General features: G+C 38.7%; 18 protein-coding genes and 1 pseudogene. 14 read left to right on the plus strand and 5 right to left on the minus strand.

Annotated features, from left to right (window positions below; genetic code table 11):
* Positions 1-385 precede the first annotated feature (385 nt).
* Positions 386-1540, minus strand: coding sequence for an IS110 family RNA-guided transposase (locus tag AC27I2_RS15200; protein WP_058404808.1), 1155 nt, complete (start codon positions 1538-1540; stop codon positions 386-388).
* A 191-nt stretch (positions 1541-1731) separates the two neighbouring features.
* On the opposite strand from AC27I2_RS15200, the gene AC27I2_RS15205 reads away from it, so the two are divergent.
* The 11 genes and pseudogenes from AC27I2_RS15205 (at position 1732) to AC27I2_RS15255 (ending at position 6909) form a co-directional block, all read left to right on the plus strand.
* Positions 1732-1980: a hypothetical protein gene (locus AC27I2_RS15205; RefSeq protein WP_058404807.1), complete on the plus strand. Its 249-nt coding sequence runs from the start codon at positions 1732-1734 to the stop codon at positions 1978-1980.
* 304 nt (positions 1981-2284) lie between these two features.
* Positions 2285-2407: pseudogene (locus AC27I2_RS15210) on the plus strand (transposase); the annotation flags it as partial.
* 224 nt (positions 2408-2631) lie between these two features.
* Complete coding sequence (locus AC27I2_RS15215; RefSeq protein ID WP_487204757.1) at positions 2632-3084, plus strand: hypothetical protein; 453 nt, start codon at positions 2632-2634, stop codon at positions 3082-3084.
* A 153-nt stretch (positions 3085-3237) separates the two neighbouring features.
* Complete coding sequence (locus AC27I2_RS15220) at positions 3238-3456, plus strand: hypothetical protein (protein WP_487204758.1); 219 nt, start codon at positions 3238-3240, stop codon at positions 3454-3456.
* 99 nt (positions 3457-3555) lie between these two features.
* Positions 3556-3966 (plus strand): cytochrome c oxidase assembly factor Coa1 family protein, encoded by a 411-nt coding sequence (locus AC27I2_RS15225; protein WP_487204759.1) that lies wholly within the window; start codon positions 3556-3558, stop codon positions 3964-3966.
* A 62-nt stretch (positions 3967-4028) separates the two neighbouring features.
* Positions 4029-4427, plus strand: coding sequence for a hypothetical protein (locus tag AC27I2_RS15230; RefSeq protein ID WP_487204760.1), 399 nt, complete (start codon positions 4029-4031; stop codon positions 4425-4427).
* Between the two features lie 254 nt (positions 4428-4681).
* The gene (locus AC27I2_RS15235; protein WP_058404036.1) at positions 4682-4993 is read left to right on the plus strand and encodes a hypothetical protein; all 312 of its coding nucleotides are present in this window, start codon (positions 4682-4684) and stop codon (positions 4991-4993) included.
* A 164-nt stretch (positions 4994-5157) separates the two neighbouring features.
* Positions 5158-5511: a hypothetical protein gene (locus AC27I2_RS15240; protein WP_235591424.1), complete on the plus strand. Its 354-nt coding sequence runs from the start codon at positions 5158-5160 to the stop codon at positions 5509-5511.
* 21 nt (positions 5512-5532) lie between these two features.
* Positions 5533-6087, plus strand: coding sequence for a GNAT family N-acetyltransferase (locus AC27I2_RS15245; protein WP_058404035.1), 555 nt, complete (start codon positions 5533-5535; stop codon positions 6085-6087).
* Between the two features lie 35 nt (positions 6088-6122).
* Complete coding sequence (locus AC27I2_RS15250) at positions 6123-6485, plus strand: hypothetical protein (protein ID WP_058404034.1); 363 nt, start codon at positions 6123-6125, stop codon at positions 6483-6485.
* A gap of 115 nt (positions 6486-6600) precedes the next feature.
* The gene (locus tag AC27I2_RS15255) at positions 6601-6909 is read left to right on the plus strand and encodes a DUF6419 family natural product biosynthesis protein (protein WP_058404043.1); all 309 of its coding nucleotides are present in this window, start codon (positions 6601-6603) and stop codon (positions 6907-6909) included.
* 172 nt (positions 6910-7081) lie between these two features.
* On the opposite strand, the gene bktB is transcribed toward AC27I2_RS15255, so the two are convergent.
* The 4 genes from bktB to AC27I2_RS15275 all read right to left on the minus strand — a co-directional run bounded on the left by bktB (position 7082) and on the right by AC27I2_RS15275 (position 10808).
* Positions 7082-8272 (minus strand): beta-ketothiolase BktB, encoded by a 1191-nt coding sequence (gene bktB, locus AC27I2_RS15260; RefSeq protein ID WP_058404033.1) that lies wholly within the window; start codon positions 8270-8272, stop codon positions 7082-7084.
* Positions 8273-8661: 389 nt separating this feature from the next.
* Entirely contained in the window at positions 8662-9264 is a 603-nt protein-coding gene (locus AC27I2_RS15265; RefSeq protein WP_487204761.1) for a thiamine biosynthesis protein ThiC, read from the minus strand.
* A 200-nt stretch (positions 9265-9464) separates the two neighbouring features.
* Positions 9465-10166 carry a metal-dependent hydrolase gene (locus tag AC27I2_RS15270; protein WP_487204762.1) on the minus strand — a complete coding sequence of 234 codons (702 nt, stop codon included), beginning with the start codon at positions 10164-10166 and terminating at the stop codon, positions 9465-9467.
* Between the two features lie 75 nt (positions 10167-10241).
* The gene (locus AC27I2_RS15275) at positions 10242-10808 is read right to left on the minus strand and encodes a diguanylate cyclase domain-containing protein (protein ID WP_487204791.1); all 567 of its coding nucleotides are present in this window, start codon (positions 10806-10808) and stop codon (positions 10242-10244) included.
* 205 nt (positions 10809-11013) lie between these two features.
* On the opposite strand from AC27I2_RS15275, the gene AC27I2_RS15280 reads away from it, so the two are divergent.
* The 3 genes from AC27I2_RS15280 to AC27I2_RS15290 are packed head-to-tail and all read left to right on the plus strand — an operon-like array spanning position 11014 to position 14545.
* Positions 11014-11829, plus strand: a complete 816-nt coding sequence (locus AC27I2_RS15280; protein ID WP_487204763.1) for an ABC transporter ATP-binding protein — start codon at positions 11014-11016, stop codon at positions 11827-11829.
* Entirely contained in the window at positions 11829-13277 is a 1449-nt protein-coding gene (locus tag AC27I2_RS15285; RefSeq protein ID WP_487204764.1) for an ABC transporter permease, read from the plus strand. The genes AC27I2_RS15280 and AC27I2_RS15285 overlap by 1 nt, the downstream gene beginning before the upstream one ends.
* On the plus strand, positions 13274-14545 hold the full coding sequence (locus AC27I2_RS15290) for a DUF3526 domain-containing protein (RefSeq protein WP_487204765.1): 1272 nt from the start codon (positions 13274-13276) through the stop codon (positions 14543-14545). The genes AC27I2_RS15285 and AC27I2_RS15290 overlap by 4 nt, the downstream gene beginning before the upstream one ends.
* Positions 14546-14583: the final 38 nt, after the last annotated feature.

A 14583-nucleotide genomic window follows, 5' to 3' on the forward strand; every position in this document is an offset into this window, starting at 1 on the left:
TGACGCCCACTGTCAAGTTAAACGCACTGCTCCCTGCCTAACTATTTTAAGCCATAATTACTTTAGCTCGAATTAGAGCGAGTTAATACATAGGATGAAGTAAGTAATGTCGTCGGTTATCTTGCTGATATGGCTACAGGCGTCCTGCCTTTCGTGAATCAGCTTCGCTGTTCAAAATTGTTCCTGATAATTTTGTCGTTGGTTATTACTATTTCTAGTAACAGAGCAGACCTTACTTAGTGCGTCCTGTGGCGGTCACCGATGGCACCTGTCTTCAGTCTATGTTCGTGGTTCAATGCAGTGTTAGTTGCATTGCCATCCTAACGCCGTCGGTGGTTGTGCCACACCCGATGCTTGATCCTATGCATTAACTCTAATTCGTTTATCATGCAGATACTCTTGCCAATCTAAGTTTTGTATTTACTGGTGTTAGCACCACTTCTTTTGCAATTGCCCATATGTATGCAATCATTTCTCGAGCAATGGCGGTGACAACCAGGTTGTAATGTTTCCCTTTGGCTATCATTTTTTTATAGCGCTTGCAGAGTCTAAGTTGTGCTTTCCACGCAATATCAATAATGTCCTTTGGTAAACCTTCTTGTCGTTTTTGCATATCTGTCGATATATTTGCCGCATACCGATAAGTGTGTGCGCCTTCAACGAGAAGGCGCCTCGCTCGGCCGTTTCCGCATTTTGTGATGGCGCCAATATGGCGTTTGCCACCACTCGAGTGCTCACTAGGTACAAGACCAAGATAACTCATTAATTTACGGGGGTGGTCGAAGCGCGATAAATCGCCAAGCTCAGCAACAACGCCGGTGGCGACCAACAAACGAACGCCACGCATAGCTTGTATTGCTTTTACTACAGGATAATAACGCCACTGGTGAACATGGTGTGTTAGTTCATTGTCTAGCCGTTCAATTCGGCTTATTCGTTCATTAATTGTGTGTAAAAACTCTTGTAAGACGATGTGCTGCGCGGGATGTGGCAACACAAGCTCAGTGAGCCAACGTAAATGTTTTTGTGACCAATTTGCAGTGCCTCTGTAATTAATATTATTGCGAAGCAGCAGTGCCTTTAATTGATATTTAGCATCTTTTAAATCCTTCATTGCCACTTCGCGTGCGCGAGATAAATCACGTACGGCTTCATCTTCAGGCTCGGGAACATAAATAGGTGTTAAATCTTCAGACTTAAGTAATTTAGCGAGCTTAAGGGCATCACGTTTATCGGTTTTAATCTTCTCACCAGGCTTTTTAGGAATAAGAGAGGGTGCAACCACATAGCAGCAATGGCCAAGGCTGGTAATTAATCTGTAAATCCAATAACCACATGGGCCAGCTTCATAAACAAAATGAAGTGTTGCGCCAGGATATTTGGATTCAAACTGACGAACAAGCTTTTGAACGGCCACTTTGGAAGACGAAAACCGGCCAAGATGAACGGGTTTCGCACCTCTATGTTCTTCAATATAGGCGACTTCATTGAATTCTTTATGTGTATCAAGACCGATAAAAAGTATGCTATGTTTATTCATGTTAGCCTCTGCTGTTTAGTTAATTGACAAACTAATTATGGCTCTGGCTTTGAATTAAGCTAACCCACGAAAAGCGGAGACTAACACCGTGTGGGAGTCATTATGTCTATGTGTATTGAGAGAGTTCAGTGTTTAAATTTCTACGGAAGAAAAATTGCGAGCAATGCCGATCTCTTAGGCAGAAAAAGTTGGTGAAAAATCCAAGTGAGTTTTCTACTCTTGTTAAACGCATCAAAGCTGAAGTGGAAAATGGAAATTTAATTGCTCTTCCACCAAATGATGATGGGTTTCAAGAAGAATTCCATTTAGTACCAAATAAAGCTCCGTGGCCTGACATTGTTCTTAATTATTTTAAGTGTTCCAACTGCAACACGGGTTTTAAATTATTTGCAGATACGTATCATGGTAGTAGCAAAAATGGCTGGTATTGTTGTAAATAATACAAATAACACATATGAGCCTTAACTCTGTCAATAGGCATTAGTGTTCTTTTTGACCGTTTTTATAAATTGACGGTCAATTCTAAACCAATAAACAAATTCGTTTACTTCGTCTGTCGATACGGCTGTTAAGCAAGTAGCTTACGGCAAACACATCTAGGGTGCGTTACGCAGTAATCTCTTATTGCGATCTCATCGCAGCCAGGTTTTATAGACATCCCGATGGGGCGACGACAGCTTTTTATTGAAGGAATTGCAAATGACGAGGTTGTATAGAGCCTGCTTTCCTTTAAATAAAAGGCGGAATATTACAGTGAACAAAGGCATAAATAAACTGACCTTACGGGGGCAAACGAAAGTGAATGCGCAATGGCAGCTGTATTGCCTTGTTCATAACATAGAAAAGCTGCAAAACAGGCTGCATTAAAAAAGGGGAGCCTTTTTAAGCCCAAATATGCCAATCAAGCACCTGTAACTCCCTCTAAAATAGCCATTAAAACAACCGTACATTCTCTTTTTCTATTTTACGTGAAATAGCGATAACTGATTGAACCAAAATAGGAACTCGGCTATGGTTGATTCATCAATAAAAATAAATTTAAAACGAGTTAATCTACAAGCTCGTTAGGTGCCCCAATTAACAGCGATTCTATGTTTACGAAAAAACCAATAATCAACACAGTAGAACTAAAGCATGAATGTGATTTCATGTACGAAAACTTCGTTGTTTGTACTCAGCAAGAGACGCACTTATTTCTGGGAAAAATTGGCGAGCAACTACACGTTTTAAAATTTAACTCAAGCAAAATCATGTATGGAGAGCCCAATGATGAAGTTCGTAGTTCACACAACTTGGCAAAATTCGGTGACCTCTCTTACGGCTTATATGAAGTAAAGAACTCACCTTGGATTTCTGAACAAATAAGGGCAAATCGGGTTCACCCTCGACATAGTGATAGCCTATTTGATGGTAAAAAACATTTTGTTGCTTGTTTTAAAGATGTAATGTTTGAAATCACATGCACTAATTGGGAAGAAGTATTGTTAACTCCGGAAATGAGTATTCAAATCGTAAAAAGGGAAATGAGTCAACTTGAGCGTTAAGGCACCTAACAATCGCATAAACTCACTCGCAAGCTCGTTGGGACAAAAACACGTAGGCTCCCTTCGCTTCGCTCGGTATTATAGCCTACGTATTTTTGCCCGTTATGCGGGCCGTTATGTGATTTGTGTTGAAAACTAAAAAGGAGTTTAATAATGAAATTATTTAGAATTAAAACTGCGAGTTATATTACTAAGAAGAATATCTCATCCACTTTTATGTTATTTATAGCCTCTGTAATTCCAGTTATTTTTGTAATTCAAAGAGAGATTTTTATTGGCTCAATGTTAATGATAATTGTCGTGGGTGTTTATTTGTCGCTATTAACTGGTAAAGGTTTGTTTAAGTCTAAAAACAAAAGCACTGGTTGTTAAATTGTAATCACATATCAACCCAATTATTCCGATCTCAATTCGCTGAGCTCGTTTCGTCGGCATATTGGGCCGTTATGTGCCAAGGGAGTATAGAGTTAAATGTCATTTATTGATGTAGGATTCGCATGGTGGAATAGTAAAAGTAAATTCCATAAACGAGTAATGTTCTTTTGTGTTTTTATCACCATATTTACAATAATAATGGCTTCCGTAATAGCTAAATTTACTGACAGCCGCGCATTCAAGATGGCAGTAAGTAAACTATCTACTAATCCTATTGTTCAAGCTAACTTTGGCCAATCCCCCGATTTTTCATTTGATTACGCAAATGGATTTGAAATTTCCGATAGTGGAGTAAAGGGTGAAGCAAATTTTGCTATCGAAATAGTAGGTAATGATAAATCAGGACTCGCATATGTTGCAATGTACAAATCTGCAGGTATCTGGAAAATCGAAGAACTAAACTTGCTCATGGATAACGAAGAACCAATTGTGCTAATTGGCATATAACAACTAATTGTAGCAAGACAATGTTCCTCACCCATTTTGAGTGGTAATTATTAAGGGGTTTCATGAAGATAGTTATACCTTTTATTTCTCTTTTTTCTCCTCTTGTTTTAGCTAGTGATTGCTCTTTTGAACATCTACGAAATGACTTTGTTATTGAACATGCCGGCGCTGATGCAAAACAAAGTTTTGAGGCTAAAGGCGTTTCTTTTATTGCCGTCGCTAATGGTTTAGCTCCTGCACGTCCGGGGTTTGAACATATCCAAATGTCTGCTTGTATCATATTAAAAACTAAATGGGATGTTTTGTGGGTTGGTGCAGACACCAGTAATTGTTCTGCATACATTGAGCTGGAAGAACATGCTATTGCTTATTCACGTGTTTTTAACGAGAAAATGATTGGGCTCGCTAAATTAAGTGAAAAATACAATTGTACTAATGATTTACAAAACAAACTTTATTAGGGCGAGTACATGTTTTTATATTTGTTTTTGTTTTTGTTTAGCCACACCTGTTATTAAACAATATAGGTAAGCTAAACACGTCATTATGTTTGCAATTAATGTTTTAGCCTAAGTTAGATAAAAGAGAGTAAATAAGGCAATCGCTTTAGGTCAAATATTAAGGTTAATTAATAAGTAGTTACAAATTACAGTTGGTTTTATTACCGTAACTCGTTTAATTTATTGATTAAAGTTTTATGTAAGAAGGATTTTGTATGAATAATTTATCTACAAGAGAAAAAGTAGCGTTTACGCTATGTATTAGCTTTGCTTTTTTGTTATTAATTAGTGGTATTTACGACTTTTTGATTATCGAATTTAAAGCCGAAGATCTAATAATGAGTATTGGGGCTTTTTTAATGCTACTAAGTGGAGCGTTAATGCCGAAAATATTTTTCTCACCTTTTGCAGATATATTTAAATCAACAGATCAACCAACTATAGGAAATGCCAAAGTACAGCAATGGCTTATGTTTTCAGGTGGATTGCTATGCGCATTTGGATTTGCCTTGAGGCTGCTTTTATAAAAACGGGATATTCAAAACTACTTAAAACCCATCTTAAAAATTAAGGCCAAGGTGATTATATGAAGTTTACTGTTAGATACAATAGTATGTTTTTAGCTAATAAGTTTGCTTTATTACTTGCTATTAATTAGCAAGGAGAGGATTCAGCTATAAACATATTACACGTGGATGGCGCGGCTGGTTTTAGCGTGGGTGTATTGTTATTTGCTTTATTAGAGTGGGTTTCGGTTTTATATAATCTACCTGTAAATATTGTTGTTTTACTTGCAAGTGCCAATGTTATTTATGGAATTTACGCTTTAAACCTTGCTTTTTTAGTTGCTAAGCCTGTTTACACAATCACTGTATTAGCAATAGGTAACGTTGTATGGGCCTTTATATGCATTGCTATAGTTTTATATTATGTACAAACAGCCAGTTTAATTGGCATTATGTTTATAGTACTAGAAGCCGGGTTTGTAAGCATTTTGGCATATTACGAATTTAAGTTAAGGTTTGTATTAGCAAACGTAAAATAATGGATACTGAATAGGAATGAAATGGATTTTCCAATATTAAACACCTCACACATTTTGCTTGACCAATTAACACCAGCAGATTCTATGGCTCTGTTTGAGCTTTTTTCAAACCAGTCGGTTATTAAATATTATGATTTAGAAGCAATGACTGACTTAACCCAAGCTAGCAATTTAATAACGTTATTTAATTCTCGTTTTAATGAAAATAAAGGAATACGCTGGGCTATTCGGTTAAAAAAATCTAATAAACTAATTGGTACGTGTGGATTTAATTCATGGAACGCCAAAATGCAAAGTGCTGTTATTGGCTATGACCTGCACCCGGATTATTGGGGTAAAGGGTATGTAACAGACGCTGTAAATTGTATTGTAAAAGCTGCTTTTGCAGGTAAATTGGCGTGTAACATACACAGAATACAAGCCGATACTGTTTTGGGTAATGCCGCGTCTGAAGCTGTATTATTAAAAGTAGGTTTTAAAGAAGAGGGTATAAGGCGCCATAGCGGTTATTGGAAAAACCAATTTCACGATCTTAAATGCTTTGGGTTGTTAAAAACTGAGTTTAAATATCAATAACAGTTTGATATAAAAAAGAAATAATAAGGAAATACATGCTTGTTAAGTTAAAAAACATTATTGCCAAAGGAGTTTGGCAGTCGTTAACTTTAGTCATTGTGTTTTTTATTGCAGGCCCAGAAATTATGTTAGGGCTTGAAATGATGGCGTTGGTTGAGTTTTTAGGGGCTTCTACCTTTGTGTTGGTTTACACGTCAGGGATGAAACTTTTTATATTCAAGTTAATTAATAAATTTAAGCATTTTGAGCGTTACTCTATGCTGTTTTTGCCGCCTTTATCGGTATTAAAAAAAATGCCATCTATTGTGATTCACGCAATACCTGAAAGAACGCTAGTTTTGCTGTTTTTAGGGTCTTTAGTCACTGTTATGTTGTTAAATTATAGGCTTTTTATCTAGGTGACTTATCTATATTTTAGGAAATAACAGCCCTAGGTCACTTAGCAGGTCTAAAAATTATCAATTTAAAAGTTAAAACTACTTGTATTAAAAGCCATTCACCATGGAGGTTATTATGTTTAAAATAATAATAGGATGTGCTGTTATATTTTCGTTTGTTTGTATGTTACTCGCCGCCGCACCTTTTACGCCTGCAATATCAGGTTCATTTATTATGCTGTTATTTTCAGGAGCTATAGGTTACAAGGGCTATTTGCAATCAAGTTTGATATTGCTGTTAATTAATACGCTGGCAGTTATTGGCAGCCCAGCTATAAATATAGAAAACACCCAAACATTACTGTTTATACCGATATTATTTTCAATCTCATTTGGTGGTGTTTTAGTAGGCATAAGAAAGTTAACTTCAAAACACGTTTTGTAGACGAGAGTTTTGCCAACGTTTGAGGCAAGCTTTTTGTTGTTAAGCAATAAGGTGTAGCAGCGCTTTGCTCCCTGTTTTTTCTCTAAAAGCAAAGCGTCTGTTAGTGCTCCTTGTGAATAAAGCCTGTATGTTTAAACCTAATGTGGTATCAAATAGCATTACAAACTTAGAATTAAAGCGCTTCAAATATAGCTGCAATACCTTGCCCGCCGCCAATACACATTGTGACTAAACCATACTGACCATTTATACGCTGCAGCTCGTGAAGGCATTTTGTAGTTAATATAGCGCCTGTTGCGCCAACCGGGTGGCCTAAGGCAATGGCGCCGCCATTCGGGTTCACCTTGTGTGCAGGAAAGTTTAACTCATTTGCTACGCATAAGGCTTGGGCTGCAAAAGCCTCATTAGATTCAATTATATCCATATCGTTGATTGTTAAGCCGGTTTTTTCAAATACTTGCTGTACAGCAGGAATAGGTCCGGTTCCCATTAATGAGGGTTCAACACCAGCACGAGCATAGCCAATGAGTCGTCCAATAGGTTGAAGCCCTTGTTCTTGAGCTTTTTGTTCAGACATAAGTACAAGTATGGCTGCGCCATCGTTTATACCCGATGAGCTTGCTGCGGTAACAGTGCCATCTTTTTTAAAATAGGGCTTTAAAGTTGCAAGTTTTTCGGCTGTAGTATCGGCACGAACATGTTCGTCGGTATCAAAAAGGTGCGTGCCCTTACGTGATGTAATTTCTATTGGCATTATTTGCGACTTAAAGTGACCTTGTTCAATCGCTCTGGTTGCTTTAAGGTGACTTTGCGCTGCGTAATCATCTTGTTGTTTGCGGCTAATTGCATATTTTTCTGCAACGTTCTCTGCGGTTATCCCCATAGGGTTGTTATCCCACGGATCTTGTAATGTTGTTGTGAGCTCGTCAAGCATTACGCTGTTGCCCATTTTTTGCCCCCAGCGGTTACTTTGAAGTGTATAAGCTGATGTGCTCATACTTTCTGTTCCACCAGCAAGGGCTGCATCTACATCACCTAATTGAATTTGTTGCGCTGCTTGTATTATGGCTTCAAGGCCTGAACCACATAAGCGATTTAGTGTAACTGCATGGCTGTTTATAGGCAGCCCGGCATCTATGCCTATAACCCGTGATAGGTAGGCATCTTCTGGGCCATTATGTATTACCTTACCAATAACGGTTGAACCTATTTGGTTTAAAGGAATATTTGCTCTTTTGATTGCTTCTTTAGCGCAAAGGGTACCAAGCTCTGCAGGGGAAAAGTTTTTTAGGGTTCCGCCAAAACTACCAATTGCTGTTCTTACAGCACTTAATACAACAACACCGGTGTTAGATTTTGTCATTTTTTCTCTTTATTATTAATTTATTAGTGTAGTAGGGTAAGCTAAATCATTAAACTTAGTCTTTTTAAAATACTCTAACATATTAACAAGGTGGGTATAAAAGGCTAAGTCATAATGAATAAGTATTGTTACCCATTTGAAGCTTATGGAAGGACTGCTTTGTTTACTCGCTCTTAATATTTAATAGATTGAAGCTCTTATTTTACAAACAAATTAAATAAAAATGGGGTCGGTTCTATATTTTATGATTACGTAAATAGCGTTAGAACTTGATAGTTTGGAATATGTACGGCGAATGCTTTAAACGTAAAAAAATCGGCGGATAGAGTATATTCGCCGATGTTGATAGATCCTTTATAAACAGATTATCACTCGTGTGATATTGAGCCTTAATCTGCTTTACGGTTAAGACTAAATAAACAAATTGCTAAAAGTAATGTTGCAATCATGCCCGAAGCACCGGCAACGCCTGATGGCAGAAATCCATCACGGCCAAATATGATTAATATAGCATTGGCAATCATTGCAACACCGCCAGCAAGGGCTGTAAGGCTACCAATGGCTTTGCCGCCTTTGGCAATAAAAGAAAGGCCAAATACAAGTGCTGCTAAGCCTAATAATAATTTAGCTGCGTAATAAATCATGAATGATAAAGACACTACACCACCAATTAAAGGTTGTGCGCCTTCTACTGCACCTGCTACTTTTCCAAATGTTGAAAATAAAGTTAGGCCAATACTTACTTGTATTATGTTAAGAACAGCGCTAAATGTGATTGCCGACCAGCCTAATTGAGCGTTTTTTGCTTGCACCATAGCAGCACTTGCAAAGGCAACAAGTACAGTGAAAAGCACCGCTTCTAAACCCCATGCATACTGTCTTGAAAAGCTAATTCCGCCACTGTAAAGCGCTGTAAAAATAGCCTGTGTTATCGCTAACGCCAACAATAAAGATGCTGCAATTAGGGTGGTGCGTTTATTCGTAAATTCCATTAAGGACCTCTTATAATTTATATTTGACGCTTTAAATGATTGCAAAACTTTCGAACTTGCAGGTATAAGACAGGTGAAACTATTTAATTATTTCGTTTAAAATTATAAAAATATTTTGTACCAAAGAGTGGCAAGCATTTTAGCAATGTTGTAGCCAGTTTGAGTTACCAAGGCACTAAAGGAGCCCAACATTAAATTGACTAAGATATAAGCTTAAAACGAGACCAATCACTTAACAAAGTGATAGTTTGCATTGTAGGTGGGGCTACATAGATTAAACCTGCAATGGCAATAACAGACGCCAACGTAATTAATTTATTATCGAAATTAGCTATTTTTAAAGCGGTTCCGAAAGAGCGTTTAATTTCTACATTACTTAAATCGACGCTGTAAATTTCATCAAGTAATAAATGTATTAACCCGCCGAGTAAAATAAACCCACCTGTTAACCAGGCAAAGGTGGCTGAATATATGGTTGTTTGGTCATTCAGCTGCCAGGTTACTTGTGTTGTTAACAAGGCGCATAACAGTATAAATAATAAAGAGTGGCAGCTACCTCTGTGTACTGTGATCCACTCAAAAATGGGCCTGATAATATATTTAATAAATCCATACACTAACAACGGCACTACAACTAACTCTACAAAACTAATTGGGATGATTAGCTCGGTGGTTATGTAATGCATTACTATTAATACAGCACTTAGGGCAAATAAGTTAAAAATAGTATCGAGTGATGTGGAGTTATCTGAATCTATGTCTGGTAATAGGCCGCCAATTGAGCCTAAAAACCATAACCAAAGTGCGCTATTTAAATCAATGTGGCCTGCCGATAAAAGAGCGGCTGAACTTAAGCCGGTGATGATAACAGAAGTATTAAGATGAGTATTGAAGTTTGCCATTGTATATCTTGATAGGAAAATAGGTTGGCATTTTAGCAATTGAAAACTTAATTGTTCAATATACTTAAGAGCATCTTATTTTTTTAACTCGTCATAAAATGCAACATTTCCGCGGCCTGTTTCTTTTACGTGGTAGAGCATTTTGTCAGCGTTGAACATCAATTCAAGTAGTTCATTGCCATCGTTAGGGGCTACTGCAATACCTATGCTTGCACCGACTGCGCATTTTTTAGTTTGAGAAATACTAATGTCCTGCTGTAGCTCATCGAGCAGGGCTATGGCTTGGTTCTGTGTTGAGCTTTTATCGTAATTATTAATTTGCTGCGCAACAATGAATTCGTCACCGCCTAGGCGGATACATATGTCAGTATTGTTATTGAATCGTTTTTTAAAGCGGTTTGCTATCTCTATCAACACTTTATCACCGGCTTCGTGACCATAGGTGTCGTTAATGGGTTTAAATTTGTCTAAATCAATCATCATAAGCACAAGATGTTGACCATGTTTAGCGCATTCACGTAGTGCTTTTTTTAGGCGCTTTTCGCCTGCACGGCGATTAAAGAGGTCAGTGAGTGGATCGTGATCGGCTTCAAATTGGGTTTGAAACTTGCGCTCTGCGCGTTCGGTTATGTCATGTAAAATTACTTCTACTAATTGTTCTTGCTGGGGACTTCGGTTGGTTTGTCTTTGGTCTGTTTATTTTTACCCACCTTATGTAGTTACACTATTTTACAACTAAACATTTTGCATTATTAACAAATAATTAGGATGTTATAGTATTGCATTTGTTGTTTGATATAGTATAACATCCGTCGCATTCTAATTTACCCTTATACAGAGTTTGAATGTGACTACACCTACTGCAATAAATCAAACATCATCAATAGAATCTCAACGCCCTGAAAATACCCGTAATTCAGAATTAAATAATGCTCAAACAGCGAAAAGCGACGCCATTATTGAAGTGAATTCGTTAAGTTTTAGCATTAAAAATAACGCTATTTTAAAAAACTTAAATTTTACTGTGGGCTCAGGCGAAATCTACGCACTACTTGGCGGTAACGGTGCTGGTAAGTCAACCACGTTAAAAACGTTATTGGGTTTTAATAAACCAACGCAAGGTTCAGTAAAAGTAGTGGGTAAAGAGGTTACACAAGCACTTGATTTTGTTCGCGGAAAAACAGCTTACTTACCAGAGTCGGCAACGTTATACCCGCATTTAACCGCCCGCGAAAACGTAAAATATTTTTTATCACTTGCTGATATTAATAAAACAGATGAGCAAATTAATGCCGCATTTAACCGCGTAGCCTTGCAAGAAGGTGCGTGGGAGCGTCATATGCAAACTTACTCTAAAGGCATGAGACAAAAAACCGCAATTGCATTAGCCATTTTACGTGAAGCCCCCATATTTTTACTTGATGAGCCTACATCGGGCCTTGACCCTGTTGCCATAGATGAGTTTAACCAGTTAGTGCGCGAGCTTGCATTAACGGGTGCGACTATTTTAATGGTGACTCATGATGTATACGGCGCCTGCCAAGTAGCTAACCGTATTGGTTTACTTAGAGCCGGTGAGCTGGTGGGCGAATTTGACGCGCCAGAAAATGGCCGCATTGATACCGAACAAGTACACGCAGCCTTTGCGCAAAGAGGCGCGTAATGAGTATAAATAACTTTTCAAAAGTGGTTATAGTTGCCAAAGATGAATGGCGCTATTGGCTACGCTCGAAACTAGCAATGACCGTTTTAGCCATTGGTTTATTGCTTACCCTTTCATCGGTAGTGGTGACTGCCATTACAATGCATGAACTTAGCCATGATCGCCATGAACTGCAATCAAATGCCGAGCAAAGCTTTGTTGAACAGCCCGATCGTCACCCGCACAGAATGGTGCATTACGGGCACTATGCATTTAGAACGCCTTCGCCATTGAGCACCCTCGACCCAGGTATAGATGCATACACAGGTAACTCAATATTTTTAGAAGGACATAGGCAAAACAGTGCAATGTTTGCCGATCAACGCCAAGGTACAGCGCTTACTAAATTGGGTAGCTTAACGCCTGCTTTTATAGTGCAAACTCTAGCGCCGTTGCTTCTTATATTAATTGGTTACAGCTCAATTAGCCGTGAGCGTGAATCGCATACGCTGTCGTACTTGTTAGCGCAAGGTACGTCGGGTATTACGCTAATTGCCGGTAAAGGCTTAGCACTGCTTTCGGTTGTGAGCTTAATTATTGCGCCACTGGCTGTATCGGCTTTGTTTACGGTATCTTCGGGTGAAAGTTTACTAGCAGTTGCCAGTTTTGTTGTAGGTTACGCTTTATATTTAACCGTGTGGGTATTACTGATTTTACTCGCATCGAGCGTGTTTAGTAAAAACAGTGGTAGCTTTACGGCGCTTGCGTTTGTATGGATTTTACTGTGTATTGTTATGCCGCGCGTAGCAAGTACTACAGCCTCAACGGCTGTGCCATCTGCTGGTAAAATAGAAACCGACTTTGCGGTTAAAGCCGAACTTAGAAAACTAGGCGATGGCCATAACACTAACGACCCAGCATTTAAGCAATTTAAACAGTCTCTCCTTGAAAAGTACAACGTAAATAGTATTGATGAGCTGCCGGTAAACTTTAGAGGTTTAGTAGCCAGTGAATCAGAGGCTAAGCAGGCCAAAGTACTAAACCAATTTGCTCAGCAGCGTATGCAAGCAGAACTTAAGCAAACGCAAGTATCGCGCTATTTTGGGTGGGTATCTCCAATGGTTGCTATTCGCTCGCTCTCTATGATTGTGGTGGGAACAAGTATAGAAACGCATCATCGTTTTTTACGTGAAACTGAGCAGCTTCGTTTTGATTTTGTGCAAGGACTTAACAAAATTCATAGTGAAGAGCTTGATTACAAAGACGACATGAACCGCAACGCTGATGCCGCAGCCACTAAAAAAGCACGCGTTAGCGCCGAAAACTGGCAAATACTACAAGATTTTAATTTTAATGTAGATAGTGCAGATGTTCGAGCACAAAGAAGTGTACCTGCGTTTTTACAGTTATTACTGTGGATTGTAGTACTAGTAGGCGGTATTAAATTTGTAGGAAAACGTTTGATATGAGTTATTTAATTACACAATTTATGCGTGAATGGGGCTTTTTACTGCGCCAAAAGTACGTAGTGGTATTAGTGCTGTGTAGCCTTGTTTTATCGGGTTTTGCTATTTACAGCGGGCTAAGTGAAGTGAGCGCACAACAGCAAACTATTGAGCGATTAAAAGAAGCAGATCAAAGCGACCGCGCTAAAGTACAGCAAAAGCAAAACGATGCGGGCATGTTAGCGTATTACAGCTTTCATTTAACATACTCGCAGCCATCTAACCTGGGATTTGCTGCATTAGGTGAGCGCGATATATTCCCGTGGAAACACCGCATTAACTTATTAGCACTTGAGGGGCAAATTTACGAAAGCGATGCACAAAATGCTGAGCTGGCTCAGGCCGGTAAAATAGATTTTGTGTTTGTAATTAGTGCGCTAGCGCCACTGGTTATAATATTGCTGTTTCATGATTTATTTGCAAATGAGCGCACCAGCGGTAGGCACGATTTACTCGTTACTACGGCTAAGTCTTACTTTGCTTTATGGGGCGCACGTATAACCGTGAGATTTGTAGCGGTAATAGTGTGTTTAATGCTGCCATTTTTTGTGGGTGCAGTTATAGCAGGTGCAAGCTGGTTTGAAGTGGCGTTTGTATCGCTGCTGTGTATTGCATACTTAGGATTTTGGACTGCGCTTAGTGTGTGGTGGGGTAAAAATGCAACCAGCGCGCCACGTGTTGCCTCTAGCTTAATTGGTTTATGGGTGTTGTTTGCTTTTATTATTCCTATTTTAGGCGACCTTGCTATAAACAAATCTGTGCATTCGCCTAAAGGGGGCGACATTATGCTTACCCAACGTGAAGCAGTAAACGATGCGTGGGATTTACCTAAATCTGCAACTATGCAGCCTTTTGTTAAAGAGTTTCCTGAGTTTGCGCCTTATATAGATATGAGTAGTGAATTTGAGTGGAAATGGTATTACGCATTTCAACAAATGGGCGATTTAAAAGCAGCAGAGCTTTCAAAGGCCTACCGCGATGCAACCGCTAAAAAATACGAGTTAGCTGGTTTTGTATCTTGGGTTTCGCCACCGCTGTTACTGCAGCGCATCTTAACGCGTGAAGCCAATACCGATTCAATTGCCGCTTACAAGTATGAGCAGCAAATTAGAGATTATCATCAGCAATTACGCGAGTTTTATTACCCTTGGTTATTTTACAAAGGCGACCCAACTAAAGCAGCCCTTGAAAATATGCCACGCTTTGAAAGTACCACGCAAAGCAGCAACTAAAAATACAGCGCTAAACGTACCTGTTTAGCGCTATATAA

This window comes from Pseudoalteromonas sp. NH0006-46 (genome assembly GCF_057547735.1).